Here is a 17,559-nt window from a genome sequence, read left to right on the forward strand (position 1 = left end):
AGAAGTAGATACTCGAATTCAGCGAACAATGGCCGACCGGGATTATAGGTGAAAATTTCCCCTAGCCAAAATGCCCGGCGTCGTTAAGCGTTTGATCGATAGTTTGAATGAACTCCGATACTTTTATCGGCTTGGTAATGTAGGCCGCGAACCCGGCCTTGAGGCCCGCTTCCACATCTTTCGGCATCGTGTTGGAAGTGACGGCGATCACGGGTATGTCCTTGGTTTCACGGGTTTGTTGCAAGCGTTTCAGGGCCTGCATGCCATTCATGCCCGGCAGGTTGATATCCATCAGGATTAAATCCGGTTGCTGACTCGTGGAAAGGTCGTATCCAACGGTAGCGTTTTCGGCGGTTAGCATGCGGATATTTCCGAATTGACTGACAATCGCCTCCACCAGATGCAGGCTGTCCGGGTTGTCTTCGATATAGAGGAGCGTGCGAACCGGGCCATTATCGTTGCTGTCTTTCTCGTCCGCATTTGCAGCATCTTTCGCCTTGACCGCCTTTTGCATCGACGCTTGTTTGATACTCATGGGAATGTCCACCCAGAAAGTGCTGCCCTTGTTCACGGAACTCTCGAAGCCTATCTGTCCTCCCAGAATCTCGACGATCTGCCTGGTGATACTCAGGCCAATACCGGTGCCATCGATCTGACCCAGTTCATGGCCCAGGCGCTCGAATGGCTGGAACAGGCTGGCCTGTTGCTCCGGGGGTATTCCGATCCCATTATCGGTAATACTGATACGAAACATGTGTTCGGGTAGTTGCTCACAGCTTAACGTGACCGTGCCGCCCCTGCGATTATACTTGACAGCATTGGTCATAAGGTTGATCAGCACCTGTATCAGCCGGGTGCTATCGGTAAACAGCAGCGGAAGATGTTCGTCCGCGGTCTTATCGATGACACTGACCCCTTCCTGGTCTGCCCGTGCCCGGATCAGGTAGAGGCTTTCATCAAAAACGTCGCGAGCCGGGATATCCTCCATGTTAAGGGGCAAGGTTCCGGCTTCAATCTCATTTAATTCCAGCATCTGGTCGATCAGTTCCAGCAGGTGGTTACCGTTCCTCAGTATGTGCTCGACCGCGGATTTCTGGTCTTCCGTCAGGGGTTCCGCGGCATTCATTTCCATCATTTGCGCGAATCCCAAAACGGAATTCATTGGCGTACGAAGTTCATGGTTCAGGGAAGATATAAATGCCGATTTATGGTTGCTCGAACTGATTGCTTCGTGAGCCAGGTTAACCAGTACCGTATTTTTTCTCCCGACATCGTCGATCATCCGGTTAAAAGATTTCTCAAGCTTTCGGATTTCGAGGGGTCGCAGGTCGGAAGAAAGGTTTACTTTCGATGATAAATCCCCCTGCGCGACGGACTGGGCAGTGTCGGCCATAACCTGCATTGGATGCGAAAGTATGCCGGAAATCCACCAGCTGAGGAATGCGGCGACAAAAATTCCCAGTATCGCTATGGTCAGAGCGGCCTTCGAAATACTTTGCGCATCCTGAAATATTTCTGATTGCGGTTGCGGAACCATAACGCCCCAGCCCACGCCCGGCACGACGTTAAATCCTGCGACCATGTCAGCCTTTACTGCGGGTGAATAAAACTGGGTTACACCATTTTCGCCGGCCATCATTTTTTGCACCACGGAGATCCTGGAAAGGTCTTTCATCGAGTCCATCCAGTCTTGCTTCGGGTGTGCGATCACACTGCCCTTGCTATCGACAATGGCCGCGTGACCTTTTTCGCCGAATGCAACCGCCCTTTGCAGCTCAATAAAATACTGGGTTGAAACCTCCCCGATGGCAGTGTTCCCGTCTGTCATTTTTCTGACCAGATAGATTGCTGGCTGGATTTTTGGATTGTGGGTAATACTGCTGAATTGAATACTACCCGGGTCATCTGCGGCCGCCCCAAACGTGTCTTTTAATGAGGAAAGCACTGTTTCAGAAAATTGCTGACCCTGAGGACAGGCCAGCGCACACTGAAGTTGCTGTATTTTTCCAGTTGCATCAATCGAACAGACGTGATGAAAATACAGCTCGCCAAGGTGCCATTCCAATCCCTTTAGTTTTTCCTTGTTCTGCAAATTGTCGGTGGTAAGTTGAAACGCCGACCGTAAATCGGTGGCATATCGGTCCAGTGCAATGGTTAAATTCCTGGCAATGACCTTGTGCTGATTTTCAACCACGGAGAATTCATTGTTGACAGCTGTTTGATGGTGCCAATACGCGAGGATGCCCACTGGAAAGATAGATACCAGTAGCAGGGCTCCGAAGATTAGCGTTCGCAGTTTCATGAATGGACAAATATATTACACGAGCCGGTCATCCAAGTAACAATAATCACATGAGGTAACTATTTGAAGTTATAGAACATATGACCGGGATATGCACTGAATTTCGGGAACTCGCCTAACCGGAAAAGTCATTTGATCCTAGGCTATAAAATTGGCTGGCAACTATTATTGACATACGAATTTGCCAATTACTTCAAGCCGAAATACCCTCTCTGAAAATCCTGTTTGTTCCCCTGGTACCCCTTATATTACTAACCTCCACGTGAGTTTGCCGGATATACTGGTGGCCATTTTTTAATTTATCAAGGTGCAGCTGTGGCAAAAATTATTCACACCATGATTCGCGTGCTCGATCTTGATCGGTCAAAATCTTTTTACCAGCAGGCCTTTGGTCTCAAGACTTCGCACGAACTTGACTTTGATGAATTTGCCCTGGTTTATCTGCGCAACGATGAAAACGATATGGAAATCGAGCTGACGCTTAACAAGGGCAGGACCACCGCCTATAAGCACGGCAATGGTTATGGGCATGTGGCCATGTGTGTTGATGACCTTGATAACGAACACGAACGATTAACCGAACTCGGAATCGAACCTACCGACATTGTCGAGTTTGCTCCCGAAAATAACCTGCTCGCGCGTTTCTTTTTTGTCACCGATCCGGACGGTTACGAAATCGAAGTATTGCAACGACATGGCCACTATCAATAGCGCGCTTGCCCAATCACGGAGCCATGGTGAGCGGCTTACCCGGTTTTGCGAAAACCTACCTTTGAAAGCTGCGCCTGTATTATTTGAATGATTCGACCCTCAACCCAGCTGTGTGCGGCCAGGTTTTCGATGAATCCACAATGACCGCCATGACGGTAGGTCTCGACCTGCAAATTTTCAACCGGATCAATGCGCTTGAGGTCGTCAACCGGAATGATCGGATCATCCTCTGCCGCGATCAGGTAGGCCGGCATGGCCATCGCAGAGAGACGATCACCCACGAGGGCATAGGCCGCAAAATAGTCGTCAACATTACTGTAAACTGTATGCCGTGGAATAAAAATCCGGTTCAGATCGTCCAGTGATTTAGCGGTCACAAGTTCCGCGCCGTAATCGAGATCCGGAAAATGCTGCAGCTTGTACTGCAGCGACCTGTACCAGCGCCTGAAGAAATAGCGTTCGTAGGCAAAAAAGCCGTTATTGAGGGCATCCATTGCACGCGCCGGATCCGTTGGTGGACAAACTGCAATGCTCGCATCGAGACCAATCCCAGAGCCCGAATCGGCTGCAATCCGCAACGCAAAGCTCGCACCCAGTGAGAATCCGGCTAGAAAAACATGATCGTAGGTATGATTGTCAACGAATTCCAGCAATGCGCTGGCCACTTCCGGTGAACGTGTCGAATTGAACAGTTCGCGGTTCAGATGATGCGAATCTCCATGGTCGCGCAGATTGACACGCAAAACGTCGAAACCCTGCGCCAGCAGGCTCGCGGCCGTGGTAACCATGTAAGAAGAACGGCTACAGCCTTCCCAGCCATGCAGCAGAATCACCAGCACCGAGCAACCGTTAGCAGCACGGTCAAATTCTGCCAGCAAGCGTGTGCCATCATCGGCCTGCAGAATCAGTTTCTCGGACTCCAGGCGTTTCGATAGGTATCGGGCCCGTAGCTTGCGCGGTCCCTGGCTGTTGAGCACCGTTTGCAGATGTGCATTGCGCAGATGGCGAGGGGCCCTGTACCCGTGTTCGTGTGTCAACTGGACTCCAGTTTTCCTGTTAGTTTGAGTTAGCGGGATCCACGATATAGGGATTAAGACAAAAACACTTTGCTTCGGCAACTTTAAATTTATACTGGGGCCTGCAAAATTACCGTGTTACTCGAATCGATGACCAGCAAACCCGAATCATACAAACCCATCTCCGGCAATGACCTGCCACGCTTTGCCGGCATTGCAACCTTCATGCGCCTGCCCTACGTCGATCCACGTGACGCCGGCGAGGTCGATATCGGACTGATCGGGGTTCCCTGGGATGGTGGTACCACCAACCGCGCCGGGGCAAGACACGGGCCACGCCAGATTCGCGACCTGTCGACGATGGCACGCAACGTCCACCATGCGACCGGGATCAAGCCCTTTCATCTATGCAACTGCGCCGATCTCGGCGACTCACCGGTCAATCCGGTCGATATCGGCGATACACTGGCACGCGTGGAAAAATATTATGCGACCGTGGTCGATCAGGGCATCCTGCCATTGAGCGCCGGCGGTGATCACCTGATCACGCTGCCGGTGATGCGCGCGCTATGCCGCGAGGAACCCGTCGGCATGGTGCATTTCGACGCGCATACCGATACCTGGGATCGTTACTTCGGCGAATCGAAATACACTCACGGTACCCCGTTCCGGCGTGCAATCGAGGAAGGCCTGCTCGATCCCAAACGCACCGTGCAGATCGGAATCCGCGGCGCACTTTACAGCGATAAGGACAAGCAATGGGGGCTCGACCAGGGTATTCGCGTCATTGAAATCGAGGAATACACCGAGATGGGAATCGCAGCGGTTATCGCCGAAGCCCGCCGCGTGGTTGGTGATGGCAAGACTTATATCAGTTTTGATGTCGATGCGCTGGACCCGGTGTACGCGCCCGGCACCGGAACCCCCGAGATCGGTGGTATCACGACCTATGATGCACAGCAGATGATCCGCGGTTTGCGTGGCCTAAATCTTGTTGGCGGCGACGTGGTCGAAGTTTCTCCCCCCTTTGACATGTCGGGCAATACGGCACTGGTCGCGGTAACGATAATGTTCGAAATCCTGTGCCTGCTGGCCGAAAAAGTGAGTCAACGCTAAATTCGACCATTGCCACAGCAAGAGTATCGGTAACAATGAAAACGGTAGAGCTGACCGGCCACGGCGACCTGGACAAACTGTAATACTCTCTATGCATCCGTTTTATTGGCAAGCGCCAGCATCGCGTGCAGTAATACATTGCCACCAGCCTCGAGGTCTTCGGGCGCGGCGCTTTCCTGCTCATTGTGGCTAAGTCCGCCGGCACAGGGCACAAATATCATCGAGGTCGGCGCCACCAGGCAAACCTGGCAGGCGTCATGACCAGCACCTGACACAATGTGCTGATGGCTGTAACCTAGCCTGACGGCTGCATGCTCGACCGCGGCGATACAGTCCGAATCAAAATGGACCGGTGGTTTTTCCCAGATTTCGCTGAATTCGCATTCAACGCCGTGCCGTTCGGCAATCGCCGCGACGCTGGTAGCGAGTTGGTCAGCCATCTTAGCCAGTACCTCCGTATAAGGATTACGAATATCGATGGTCATGAAGACCTCGCCGGGAATCGTATTGCGGGAGTTCGGCTGCACCGACATTTCACCGACCGTGCTGACCGCATGCGGCGCAAACTTTAACGCCAGCGTGTGCACCATCGTGACAATTTCAGCAGCCGCCACGAGCGCATCGCGCCGACCCGTCATCGGCGTAGAACCGGCGTGCGAATCCTGGCCCTTGAGCGTAACGTCGTACCAGTGCTGCCCCTGACCGCCGGTGACGATCCCGATCTGGTGGTTGTCCGCCTCGAGTATGGGGCCCTGTTCGATATGGGCCTCGAAAAGGGCACCGATGGGATTTTGACCACAGGGAAGTTCGCCCAGGTAGCCGATACGCTTCAATTCGTCACCCAGGCTGTTGCCATCACTGTCAGATATCGACCAGGCGTAATCTTTTTCGAATACCCCGGCGTAGACACCGGAAGCAATCATAGCCGGCGCAAAGCGCGATCCCTCCTCGTTGGTCCACATGACAACCTCGACCGGTGCCTCGGTCGTCACGTCGTTATCATGCAGCGTGCGCAATACTTCGAGCGCTGCAAGAACGCCAAAGATACCATCGAATTTACCCCCGTGGGGCTGGGTATCGAGATGGCTGCCGGCGACTATCGGCGGCAGTTCATTATTGCGTCCGTCACGCCGTGCAAAAATATTGCCCATGTCGTCGATACTGATGCGGCATCCAATCTCTTCGCACCAGCGAACAAACAAATCACGCCCGTCGCGGTCTTCGTCGGTTAGCGCAAGACGACAGGAGCCACCCTGCTGGCCCGGCCCGATCTCGCCCATTGCCATGATGCTGTCCCACAGGCGTTGACCATCAATACGCAGCTGTTCAGTTTCACTCATCACCAAACCTCGGCCGATTCTCTTTGGTAAAATCGTATTTATTGTCGCTAGCCTGTCACTAGTCGAATAGCAGGTCAATACTAGGGATAAAGAGCTAATGTCGGCGTGAAAGCCGCTGACTTTGAGCATTTTTTAATGTTTACTTGCGGAAAACATGAAGTTACTATCGATCCGCTGATATTTAGTCCGTCTAACAAATCAGGCTTCATTAAGCCGTCGTTAATAAAAACGGATACAAATTTCGGTACTTAATAAATAAACCGAGGAGTTAGTCATAATGAAACTGAATAAAGCCCTGACAGGCGCGCTTGTCGCTGCCAGCATGGGAATGTCAAGCATTGCAACTGCTGCCGACGTTGTCATCGGCGTGCCAAACTGGCCATCTGTAGCTGCAACCGCGAATGTTCTTAAAGTCGTAATCGAAGAAAACCTTGGCCTCGAGGTCGAGCTGCAAAACGGCACCAACCCGATCGTGTTCGAGGCGATGGATTCGGGCGCCATGCACGCGCACCCGGAAGTATGGATGCCGAACCAGCAAAACCTGCACAATACCTTCGTCAAAGATAAAGGTACTGTTGCCTTCAATAAAAACGGTGTTGCTGCATTTCAGGGCATGTGCGTGCCGAAAGGTATTGCCGACAAACACGGTGTCAAGTCTATCGATGATCTGACCAACCCCGATGTTGCGGCGCTGTTTGACACCGACGGTGACGGCAGGGGCGAAGTCTGGATCGGTGCGCCGGGTTGGGCTTCGACCAACGTCGAGAAAATCCGCGCCAAGTCCTATGGCTACGACCAGACTTTCGAGCTGACCGAAAGCGACGAGACGCTGGCCTACGCCAACCTCGACAACGCGATCAAAGCGGGCAAACCGTGGGTAGGCTTCTGCTACACGCCGCATTACGTCTTCGTCCTGCACGAGATGCAGGTACTCGAAGAACCGGCCTATGATGCGTCCAAGTGGAAAGTCGTGCAGCCCACCGACGACCCGGCCTGGCTCGATGTTTCGACGGCTGGAACCGCATGGGATACCGCCTATTTGCATCTGCACTACGCCAAGGCAATCGAAAAGGAGCAACCCGAGGTGGCCAAGCTGTTCAGAAACATGAAGCTTACGACCGACCAGGTATCGGAAATGACCTACGCGCTCGTCATCGACAAGAAAGATCCGGCCGCGTATGCCAAGGACTGGGTTAAAAATAACGAGGACGCAGTCCTGGGCTGGCTCACCAACTAGGCCAGAAAATCACTCAATAATCGAGCCGCCGGCGATGTACCGGCGGCCGTTTTTATTTCAGGGGGAGGACCGCCACATGTCGGAAACGGTTGTCAAGGCAGAGGGTGTTTGGAAAGTCTTCGGGGACCAGGCCGACGCCGCGATTAAGGCGATTCGCGACGAGGGCATCGGTAAACCCGAAGTGCTCGAGCGTTTCGGTTGCGTCATAGGCGTACAGGACGCCACCTTCGAAGTATCGCGCGGCGAAATCTTTTGCATCATGGGATTGTCTGGTTCCGGCAAATCCACGCTGGTGCGTCATGTCAACCGCCTGATCGAGCCGACCTCCGGATCGATCGAGCTGCTAGGGCGGGACGTCTCGAGCCTTAACCAGTCTGCCCTGCGAGAACTGCGCGCCAACCATATCGGTATGGTATTCCAGCACATGGCACTAATGCCGCACCGCTCGGTACGTGACAATGTCGGCTACCCGCTTGAAATTCGTGGCGTGGCGAAATCCAAGCGCTGGGCGGTGTCCGATCATGCACTCCAGCTGGTCGATCTCGTTGGCTACGAGGACCGCCTGCCGAAGGAACTTTCGGGCGGCATGCAGCAGCGTGTCGGCATCGCGCGCGCACTGGCCTCCGACCCCGAGGTGTTGTTGATGGACGAGCCGTTTTCGGCACTCGATCCGCTGATTCGCATGCAGCTGCAGGATCAGTTCAAGGCGCTGGTCGCGGAGTTGCAGAAAACCACGCTGTTCATCACCCACGATCTCGACGAGGCGATTCGCATCGGCCATCGCATCGCGATCATGAAGGATGGCGTCATCGTACAGATCGGCACGCCGGAAGAAATCGTCATGAACCCGGCCGACGATTACGTGCGCGAATTCGTGCAGGGCATTTCCAAGCTCAAGCTGGTCAAGGCACACTCGATACTCGAGCCAATGGAGAGCTACGATGGCAGTCTTGAGGGCGCACCACGGGCCGACGAAGGCGCCGACCTGGACCAGTTGATCGATCACGCGGTCGGAACCGATCTGCCAATCGTCATCACCGCGGACGGCCGGGATGTCGGTATCGTGACCAAGCCGCGGCTGTTGCGCGGTATTCAGGGGGGTAAAGAATAATGAACGACGAAAGCACCGCATCCGTCATCGCCGCCTCGGATATCGAGGTCGACCACGCGAGTCTCGACGCGTCGATCGCGGAATTCGCCGGAAAAAACGGTGACTATTACGCTACGCAGTTCCATCGCATTCACTCCTCCACCGGCCTGTTACCCAACACCTTCAATATCTTTGCCGCGGTTCTCGGTCCGATCTGGTCTGCATCGCGTGCGGTCTGGGGCATGTTCTGGGGATTCCTGATCCTCGAAATGATCGCCTGGGTACAAATCGGCCGCGGCTGGTGGGGTGACCCCGGAGCCGAGTTTTTCGATCGTGCGGAGAAGCAGCGAGAGCGCGCCGCCGGCTTTCTAGAACGCGCCGAGGCAGCGAAACTGGAGGGCGCCGACCCAAGCCGCTTCGAAAAGCTCGCGGAAAACATCGGTAATGCCGCGGAAAAGAGCGAAACCCTGGGGCAGGCCGCGAGCGCCGAGGCCCTGAGCATTCTCATCGGTGGTATCGTGATGATGCTGATCTTCAAGGGTTTGCAGGGTTTTTACGCTAACTCGGCCTACGAGAAGCAATTCAGCCGCTGGCGAATCGACCACAAGACAGTCGAAAGTGGCGTCAAACCGAAGAACATTCTGCTTGGGATCGTGCTGGTGGTTCTGATCGGACCGCTGACGATCTACAAGTTTACCGTCGACAGCCCGCTCGAAGTGCTTAATGAATTTCCGGAAAGACAGGTATCCAGTATTTTTATCGACTCAGACAGGGCCACGCTGTTCACCGAACTCGCGGGCTGGCTCGAGCAGAAGATCGATAATGCCGCGGTCGCGGGCGCCGGCGCCTTCGACGGTATCACCGCCAGCGTGCGCTGGGTGCTCGACGCGCTCAGCCTGGCCCTGATCGGCACACCCTGGCCGGTGGTAATGCTGGTCATCTGCGTGGTTGCGTGGCGCGCTGCCGGGCCGAGGGTCGCGATTTTTACCGCGGCCTCGCTGGCCTATATCGCGTTGCTTGGCTATTGGGCGATCGCAATGGAGACCGTTGCGCTGGTCGGCGCCGCCGTGTTTATCTGTGTTCTCTTCGGCATTCCGCTCGGTATCTGGTTCGGCAAGTCCCGGCGCGCCTACAATGCCGCCGAGCCGGTACTCGACCTGATGCAGACGCTGCCGGCCTTTGTTTACCTGATTCCGATCATCGCGTTTTTCGGCACCGGTAATCCGCCGGGTATTCTGGCGACCATCATCTTCGGCATGCCGCCGGTGATCCGCCTGACCTCGCTCGGCGTGCGCGGTGTGCCAGATTCGATCAAGGAAGCAGCGGTCGCATTTGGCGCCTCGCGCTTTCAGTTACTGAAAGACGTGGAGGTGCCGCTCGCCCTGCCATCGATTATGACCGGCGTCAACCAGACCATCCTGATGTGCCTGTCGATGGTGGTTATTATCTCGTTGATCGGTGGTGGCGGCCTTGGCAAGGTCATCCTCGAGGCGCTGCAGTACGCGGCCAAGGGGCCGGGTTTGCTCGGCGGCTTCGCGATACTATTTGTCGCCATGGTCATCGACCGTATCGTACAGGGTGCATTCCGCCGTAAGGACCAGGAATTATAGCGAGACGGTTTCAGTCGAGGACCTTGCTGAAGTAAACCCGGTCGAAGCCGTCCTCGAGGCGGCGGTCAAACTGTTGGTAACCGAGCCTAGGGTAAAGCTCCAGGTTTTCGGTCATCTTCGCATTGGTGTATAACTCGAGCCGGCAATAACCTTCGGCCCTCGCCTGTTGTTCCACAAACTCGATCAATCTTGAGCCAATACCGCGTTTCTGAAATTCAGGGCTCACCGCGACATTTTCCAGGTGCACGTGGTCCCGTTGCGGATAGAAAACGACGAAACCGGCAAGCTGTCCATTTTCCAGTGCGATATACAGTTGCTCTTTTATGATCGCGCTGGCGAAATCCGCTACCATCGGCGCCGGTTCGCGGCCGATACGATCAACATATATCGCGTATGCGTCGGACGCACAGGTTTCGATTTCGGGTAAATCGGATTTCGCGGCTTTTCGAATTCCAGTCAAACGGGCAGCTCCTGACTATCGTGAAATCGGTTTGAACAAATGTATGACGCTAGGAGCTCCCGGCCCAATCCTGCCTGATGCGCTCGTTTATCTTTTTAAACTGGTCGATCAGCAGATCGCAATCCAGCTGGTTGGAGTCACAGAGCGCATCCATCTTGATGAAGATCTCGCCCTCTTTTTTGACCACTTCCCTGCGTATCACGCTGGGGTGGGCCGGGTGATCTGCCGGCGTAAACGACCAGAGTATGTACTTGCCGTCACCCTTTTGATTGAATATTGTCCAGCCCTCATGTTCCTTCATACCGGCACCGGGATCCGCCTTTAACATATTAAAAGCCTCCTCGATGGTCGCGTAGCCTATCGGCGAAGGTTCGGCTACCTGCTGCGCACCCAGTGCGGGTATATACAACAGTGCTACCAGGACTAAACTGTAGCGCTTCATTATTTTTCCTCGCCGGTTACGGCACTATGACAGTCATCAGGTTCCCGTCTCGGCTATCCAGCCCGTGCCCTTGCCGATGACATCCTCGAGCAGTGCGATTTCACGCGCGAGTTCACGTGCCAGGTTGATCATCAGCAATCCGAAATCAGCGGGGAAGTTTACATGCAGGTCATAGAATTGTTCACTGCTGATATCCAGAATTAAACTTTCTTCAGTGGCAACATCTATGCCATTGTGGGGAATCAGCCCGATCATCAAATCAAAACCCACCTGATCGCCTGCGCAGAAATAGCGGGTCAGAACATCACTTTCCTCACTGTGTTTGTAAAATGCGAACTTACCCTGTAGCACCACCTGGAATTCTGCGGCAACCTGATTCAGACGGGCAATATACTCGCCCTTGGCATAGCGCTTGACAACACCATTATTTAGCAAATCAACGATGAACTCATCGGAAAGCGCACCGAAAGTGGATAGCTCCCGCAGGTAGGGGAGCCCGAGCGTTTCGATCGTTTTACCTGCATCCAGAATATCCATCACATCACCTCTGGCTATATTTATGTATCATACGGATTATTTGTCCGTTTCTGTTGATGTTAGACAATAAAAAACGAAGCCAGTTTTACTGATGGAATACAAACTTTTCGATTTTTTGACCTTGCTGGGTTCGCTCGGATTGTTTTTATACGGCATGAAGGTCATGAGCGATGCACTAATGGAGATAGCCGGCGATCGAATGAGAAATATTCTGGCAAGCGCAACGTCTAATCCACTGTTTGCGGTGCTCACCGGATTTACCATTACTGCCGTCATCCAGTCTTCCTCCGCGACGACATTAATGGTGGTCAGTTTTGCCAATGCCTCGCTGCTTTCGCTGACAGAATCCATCGGTGTCATCATGGGTGCAAACATCGGCACCACGGTTACTGCCTGGTTGATTTCCCTATTGGGTTTCAAGGTCAACATGGCAGCTATCGCGTTGCCATTGGTAGGCCTTGGATTTCTATTCAGCCTGAGTAAGCAAAAAAATCTCAGGCATTGGGGTTACTTCATCGTCGGTTTTGCGATTCTTTTTATCGGCCTGCAATACCTGAAAAATTCGGTGCCCGATATCAAATCCAGTCCCGAAGCGCTTGCCTTTCTCAGTGACTATACCAGTAAGGGTTACCTGTCGATTCTACTGTTTTTGTTTATAGGCACCTTGTTAACCGTGGTCATTCAATCTTCGAGTGCAACCATGGCGATCACGATTATCATGTGTTTCGAAGGCTGGATTCCGTTCGACATGGCCGCCGCGATGGTATTGGGTGAGAATATCGGGACTACCATTACGGCCAACCTGGCGGCGCTGGTAGCGAACTACCGGGCCAAACGAACCGCCCGCGCCCATCTTATATTTAACATCTTCGGCGTGGTTTGGATGCTGGTTCTGTTTTTACCCATCATTCACGGCATCGGTTTCGCTGTCGAGACCCTGGAGGGTGCCTCACCTTTCGCCCAGGCAGCGGCTATTCCGGTGGCTCTGGCACTGTTTCATACGACTTTCAATATTTGTAATACGGTTGTGATGATCCAGTTTATACCGATGATCGCTCGAATCGTTGTGCGCATGGTTCCGGAAGAAGTAGCGAAGACAGTCGTGATCGAGCAACCCCATTTTCTCGATAAGTCCTCGCTCAGTTATCCGCAAACAGGTTTGAAAGCCCTGCTTGACGAATCCCTGCGACTACTCGAAAAAACAGCCTTCAAGGTGATAACCCACGGGTTACACGTGCACCGTGAGGAATTCGAATCGGACAAAAAGATAAAACAGATTATCGAGAATATTCATCAGTTTGACCTGGACGTGGACGCCGTTTATTACAATAAATTCAAGAACATTTACGGCAAGATCGTCGAGTATGCGAACCAGCTACAGGGCAAATTTGACCTGGATGAAGACAAGATCATGGCCATCAGGAGTATCTTGCGTGCCGACCGCATGCTAGTTGAAATTGTCAAGGATATTAAACCGTTACATACCAATATGAATCGATATTTAAATTCCGATAATGAATACATTCGTGCCGAATATAATAACTTGCGCAAATTGATCTTCAAGATCCTGCGTCTATCGCGCAAGGCCAGGTTGGTAAAACGGGACCAGAAACATTTAGCCAAGGCCAGGAACTTGAGCGATCACCTGGATAAATATGATGTGTTAATGAATGGTACGATCGACCGACTTGTGCGTGAACACCTGATCAACGCCGAAATGGCGACATCCTTAATGAACGATAGCGCGATCGCCATCCATATCGCACGCAACCTGGTCGAGGTTTCCTCGCTTTTATATTTACAGCGAGACAATTTCCAGGACGTCGACGAAGATGCCGATATGGCGATTGCGAGTTAAGCAGCCAATACAGAGATGTTCCCCGACAGGATAACAAGGATTTGATAGAAATGAATTGCCTGGATAAATATCGCGGTAAACTCATTCGCCAGCTCAATCGGGACCTCCAAGTTATTCGCATCACCGCCGAAGAAGAGGCGGTCCACGATTTTCGAGTCGGGATGAAGCGGCTTACGGCGCTGTACTACTTCCTTAACGACGTCGATCCCGCGCTGAAAACCAGGAAACTGATCAAGCCCTACCGTTCATTGGCAAAGTCGATCGGCGTTATTCGGGACGGGCATATCGTCGTGCATTTAATCCAGGAACTCGACGAAATAAGCCTGGTGGATAAAAAAAACCTGATCAGCGCATTGCGAGTGAAAACCAGAAACGACTACCGGTTGCTCAAAAGATCGCTTCAGGCTGATACTCATACCCGGGTAAGAGTACCTACCATCCGGTCCATGGCCATTTCGGAAAGAGCCATCCTGCGCGAAAAACCCATGATACTAAATGTGCTTTTGTCCCAGATCATGAGCACTAGGCCACGCATGACCGCAGACCTGTGGCATAAAAAACGAATACTGCTGAAGCGGTACCACCATAAACTGGATGCATTTCAATTCTGCCCCGGCCATACCTTGGACGAAAGTGAACTGAAACAGATAAAGATACTGGAACAACTGCTGGGTGATTGGCATGACCGAGTCATCGCGGCAGAGATACTGCAAGTTCTCAATGGAGTTGAAACAGAAGCGGACCACGCGATTACGGTTATGAGGAAACAGGACAAGTTACTGCTGGGATCGGCGAGAATTTACCTGAACAAGTTCAAACAATGGCACCAGAGCAACTAATAATCGAAGCAAGGGCAAATGTTAAGAACTGTTAAAAATCGTCACGAGCTCTTGTCACACCAGCCAAAGCTAATTAGTGTTGCATTGATGAGCGACCGAATGCGGTTGACTTATAAACTTTTCAATAAATTGTCGCCGGAGGAAAACATGAAATCGGCTAAAAAGGGTATTTACATGCAAAATTTAAATGGACTGGTTTGTCTGTTCGCACTGGCTGGCATATTCCATGCCCCGTTGCAGGCTCACGATAAGGCAGATTTGGGATATGTTCACGACAAAGATGGCGAGTTAATTCTCAATAGCCGTGGAGAATGTATAAGAACCAGTCACTGGAGGGCCGAAATCGCGATACCGAAATGTGAAGGTGTCGAGGAAGCAAAAGTTACTGATGCCGATCAGGACGGAATTGCCGATGCTAGCGATAAATGCCCCGCTACTCCGGCTGGCGTCATAGTCGATGCGAAAGGCTGCGCAAAGGATTCGGATAAAGATGGAATTATGGATTCGGCTGACAATTGTCCCGGTACAGCATCCGGTGTAGCAGTGGATAGCTCAGGCTGTAAAATAATTATAGCGTCAACTGCGCCTAAAGACACCGACAACGACGGTATCGCAGACCTGAAAGATCAATGTCCCGATTCAAAACCGGGGGCAAGTGTCGATGCAAATGGGTGTGAGCTTAAAAAATCATTCGTGCTTGAAGGTGTCAATTTTGTAACCGGCTCAGATGAAATTACCGGGGCATCCAGGAGCGTGCTAGACCAGGTTGCCGAAACACTGATCAGGAACGGCGATGTCAATGTGGAAGTCGCGGGATATACCGACGACAGAGGTGAATCGAGTTTCAATCAGAACTTGTCTCAAAAACGTGCTGAATCTGTTATGGCATACCTGCGGTCATCTGGTGTTTCAGCTAATCGCATGAGAGCTAAAGGTTATGGCGAAGACAGTCCAATTGGCGATAATTCTACCTCTGCAGGACGTGCAATGAACCGACGCGTGGAACTCCATATAATCAAATAATCGACTGTAGGGAAGAGTTTTTACTCTTCCCTTTTTGATCTCCAATTATTACGGATCAAAATCGATAAAATTAGCTCTATAGTGTCGGGCAGAACATGGATGTGTGTGAGAGGCCTGACGCGATTTGTCGAACCAGAGGGTTGAATCTGACCTTAACTTTTCACCAGCCATTAAAAAGGGTCCCTTGCAGGGGCCCTTTTTAATGGCTGGCGGAGAGAGAGGGATTCGAACCCTCGATACGCTATTAACGTATACTCCCTTAGCAGGGGAGCGCTTTCGACCACTCAGCCATCTCTCCGAATCTTGCGTATAAATTACAATGCAATAGCCAAATTAACAAGGCTATTGCAAAGTCTTTAATTCTATGGAAACGATGAAGCTCGTTTCAATTGGAGCCGAAAATTATCCTTCGGCTGTATTTCCCAATTCTTCCTGCCCTTCCTCCGCCTTGATACGATCGTAGATTTCCTCACGATGCACCGCCACTTCACGAGGCGCATTTACCCCAATCCTTACCTGGTTTCCCTTAACGCCGAGCACAGTTACCGTAACTTCGTCTCCAATCATTAAGGTTTCCCCGACACGCCGAGTTAATATCAGCATTCCTATCTCTCCCAATCTGTATAACAGTAATCTAATCCTGTCTCCTTAGACAGATACCGTCTTTTTTATTGTTTTTATGGTCTTTTCTCCGAACCAACGACAAGTTTAACCCATCTGAGTTGAGCGAAGCTAGTTGAAATATTTTATGGCTTTGTTTTCAGATCGAAGCCTTCGTGCAGGGCGCGCACGCCAAGCTCGAGGTATTTTTCATCCACAACCACCGAAATTTTAATTTCGGAGGTTGAAATCATCAGAATATTGATACCTTCATTCGCCAGAATCTCGAACATCTGGCTCGCAATTCCCGCGTGCGAGCGCATGCCGACACCGACGATCGAGATCTTGACGATCCTGTTGTTTCCGGAAACCTCCCGGGCTTTCATTCGCTTCGCCGTCTCTTCGAGTGATTCCAGTGCAGTATCGAAATCATCCCGATGAACCGTAAAAGTAAAGTCGGTCGTACCATCTGCACCGACGTTTTGAACGATCATGTCGACTTCGATATTGGCATCGGAGATCGGGCCGAGTATCTGGTAAGCAACGCCAGGCGTATCGGATACACCGTTAATGGTTAACTGGGCTTCGTCGCGATTAAACGCGATGCCCGATATCAAAGCTTGTTCCATAGTTTTATCCGTACCATATTCTGTGGTTATCAAGGTGCCATCGCCCGCTCCGAATGACGAGAGCACGCGCAACGGTACCTGGTATTTTTGTGCGAATTCGACCGCTCGAATTTGCAGCACTTTCGAACCGAGGCTCGCCATTTCCAGCATTTCTTCAAAGGTGATGGTGTCCAGTCGGCGTGCTTGTGGCACCACCCGCGGGTCAGTCGTGTAAACACCATCAACGTCGGTGAAGACCTGGCATTCGTCGGCTTTCAGTGCAGCGGCCAGTGCCACGCCGGTCGTGTCCGAGCCACCGCGTCCCAGCGTTGTTATGTTGTTGTGTTCGTCGATCCCCTGGAATCCGGCAACCACGACAATACGTCCTTGTTTGAGGTCATCGGTCATTTTGACATTATCAATCGATTTTATGCGGGCCTTGTTGTGCGCACTATCGGTCATGATCCTGGCCTGGCCACCGGTGTACGAGCGCGCCGGGTAACCTCGTTTTTCCAATGCCATTGCCAGCAGCGCTATCGTGACCTGTTCACCGGTCGTCAGCAGCACATCGAGTTCGCGTCCGCGCGCCTGCGGATCGACCTGCCGGGCAAGTTCTACCAGCCGATTGGTCTCTCCACCCATCGCCGAAACCACGACCACCATGTCATTACCCGCGTCACGGTACGAGATCACCTTGTCGGCGACGGCCTTGATGCGCTCTATCGAGCCTACCGAAGTACCGCCAAATTTTTGCACCAGTAGTGACATTG

At 52.3% G+C, this 17,559-nt stretch carries 16 protein-coding genes and 1 tRNA gene; 8 read left to right on the forward strand and 9 right to left on the reverse strand.

Annotation, left to right across the window (positions count from 1 at the left end):
- Nucleotides 1-61 precede the first annotated feature (61 nt).
- On the reverse strand, nucleotides 62-2,194 hold the full coding sequence (locus OES20_01905) for an ATP-binding protein (protein MDH3633435.1): 2,133 nt from the start codon (nucleotides 2,192-2,194) through the stop codon (nucleotides 62-64).
- 423 nt (nucleotides 2,195-2,617) lie between these two features.
- On the opposite strand from OES20_01905, the gene OES20_01910 reads away from it, so the two are divergent.
- Nucleotides 2,618-3,013 carry a VOC family protein gene (locus tag OES20_01910; GenBank protein MDH3633436.1) on the forward strand — a complete coding sequence of 132 codons (396 nt, stop codon included), beginning with the start codon at nucleotides 2,618-2,620 and terminating at the stop codon, nucleotides 3,011-3,013.
- A gap of 35 nt (nucleotides 3,014-3,048) precedes the next feature.
- Here OES20_01910 and OES20_01915 read toward each other — a convergent pair whose 3' ends face one another.
- Complete coding sequence (locus OES20_01915; GenBank protein MDH3633437.1) at nucleotides 3,049-4,050, reverse strand: alpha/beta fold hydrolase; 1,002 nt, start codon at nucleotides 4,048-4,050, stop codon at nucleotides 3,049-3,051.
- Between the two features lie 129 nt (nucleotides 4,051-4,179).
- Between OES20_01915 and speB the strand changes: the two genes are divergently transcribed.
- Nucleotides 4,180-5,145 (forward strand): agmatinase, encoded by a 966-nt coding sequence (gene speB, locus OES20_01920; GenBank protein ID MDH3633438.1) that lies wholly within the window; start codon nucleotides 4,180-4,182, stop codon nucleotides 5,143-5,145.
- A gap of 89 nt (nucleotides 5,146-5,234) precedes the next feature.
- Here speB and OES20_01925 read toward each other — a convergent pair whose 3' ends face one another.
- Nucleotides 5,235-6,485, reverse strand: a complete 1,251-nt coding sequence (locus tag OES20_01925; protein MDH3633439.1) for a Zn-dependent hydrolase — start codon at nucleotides 6,483-6,485, stop codon at nucleotides 5,235-5,237.
- Nucleotides 6,486-6,762: 277 nt separating this feature from the next.
- Between OES20_01925 and OES20_01930 the strand changes: the two genes are divergently transcribed.
- From OES20_01930 to OES20_01940, 3 genes are all read left to right on the forward strand, one after another.
- Nucleotides 6,763-7,722 (forward strand): amino acid-binding protein, encoded by a 960-nt coding sequence (locus OES20_01930; protein ID MDH3633440.1) that lies wholly within the window; start codon nucleotides 6,763-6,765, stop codon nucleotides 7,720-7,722.
- Between the two features lie 76 nt (nucleotides 7,723-7,798).
- Complete coding sequence (locus OES20_01935) at nucleotides 7,799-8,833, forward strand: glycine betaine/L-proline ABC transporter ATP-binding protein (GenBank protein ID MDH3633441.1); 1,035 nt, start codon at nucleotides 7,799-7,801, stop codon at nucleotides 8,831-8,833.
- Nucleotides 8,833-10,422 carry an ABC transporter permease subunit gene (locus OES20_01940; protein ID MDH3633442.1) on the forward strand — a complete coding sequence of 530 codons (1,590 nt, stop codon included), beginning with the start codon at nucleotides 8,833-8,835 and terminating at the stop codon, nucleotides 10,420-10,422. Before OES20_01935 ends, OES20_01940 begins: the two co-directional genes overlap by 1 nt.
- 10 nt (nucleotides 10,423-10,432) lie before the next feature.
- Here OES20_01940 and OES20_01945 read toward each other — a convergent pair whose 3' ends face one another.
- Genes OES20_01945 through OES20_01955 form a run of 3 tightly spaced genes read right to left on the reverse strand, consistent with a single transcriptional unit; the run spans nucleotide 10,433 to nucleotide 11,861 of the window.
- Nucleotides 10,433-10,882: a GNAT family N-acetyltransferase gene (locus tag OES20_01945; GenBank protein ID MDH3633443.1), complete on the reverse strand. Its 450-nt coding sequence runs from the start codon at nucleotides 10,880-10,882 to the stop codon at nucleotides 10,433-10,435.
- A gap of 49 nt (nucleotides 10,883-10,931) precedes the next feature.
- Nucleotides 10,932-11,324, reverse strand: coding sequence for a hypothetical protein (locus OES20_01950; protein ID MDH3633444.1), 393 nt, complete (start codon nucleotides 11,322-11,324; stop codon nucleotides 10,932-10,934).
- A gap of 36 nt (nucleotides 11,325-11,360) precedes the next feature.
- Nucleotides 11,361-11,861, reverse strand: coding sequence for a Crp/Fnr family transcriptional regulator (locus OES20_01955; GenBank protein MDH3633445.1), 501 nt, complete (start codon nucleotides 11,859-11,861; stop codon nucleotides 11,361-11,363).
- 91 nt (nucleotides 11,862-11,952) lie between these two features.
- Between OES20_01955 and OES20_01960 the strand changes: the two genes are divergently transcribed.
- From OES20_01960 to OES20_01970, 3 genes are all read left to right on the forward strand, one after another.
- The gene (locus OES20_01960; GenBank protein MDH3633446.1) at nucleotides 11,953-13,719 is read left to right on the forward strand and encodes a Na/Pi cotransporter family protein; all 1,767 of its coding nucleotides are present in this window, start codon (nucleotides 11,953-11,955) and stop codon (nucleotides 13,717-13,719) included.
- Nucleotides 13,720-13,769: 50 nt separating this feature from the next.
- Nucleotides 13,770-14,558, forward strand: coding sequence for a CHAD domain-containing protein (locus OES20_01965; GenBank protein MDH3633447.1), 789 nt, complete (start codon nucleotides 13,770-13,772; stop codon nucleotides 14,556-14,558).
- 147 nt (nucleotides 14,559-14,705) lie between these two features.
- Nucleotides 14,706-15,581, forward strand: coding sequence for an OmpA family protein (locus OES20_01970; GenBank protein MDH3633448.1), 876 nt, complete (start codon nucleotides 14,706-14,708; stop codon nucleotides 15,579-15,581).
- Nucleotides 15,582-15,788: 207 nt separating this feature from the next.
- On the opposite strand, the gene OES20_01975 is transcribed toward OES20_01970, so the two are convergent.
- From OES20_01975 to OES20_01985, 3 genes are all read right to left on the reverse strand, one after another.
- Nucleotides 15,789-15,879 (reverse strand) — tRNA-Ser (locus tag OES20_01975).
- Between the two features lie 104 nt (nucleotides 15,880-15,983).
- On the reverse strand, nucleotides 15,984-16,184 hold the full coding sequence (gene csrA / locus OES20_01980) for a carbon storage regulator CsrA (GenBank protein ID MDH3633449.1): 201 nt from the start codon (nucleotides 16,182-16,184) through the stop codon (nucleotides 15,984-15,986).
- A gap of 143 nt (nucleotides 16,185-16,327) precedes the next feature.
- On the reverse strand, nucleotides 16,328-17,557 hold the full coding sequence (locus OES20_01985; protein MDH3633450.1) for an aspartate kinase: 1,230 nt from the start codon (nucleotides 17,555-17,557) through the stop codon (nucleotides 16,328-16,330).
- Between the last annotated feature and the right edge of the window lie 2 nt (nucleotides 17,558-17,559).

This window comes from Gammaproteobacteria bacterium, assembly GCA_029862005.1.
In the GTDB taxonomy this organism is placed as follows: domain Bacteria; phylum Pseudomonadota; class Gammaproteobacteria.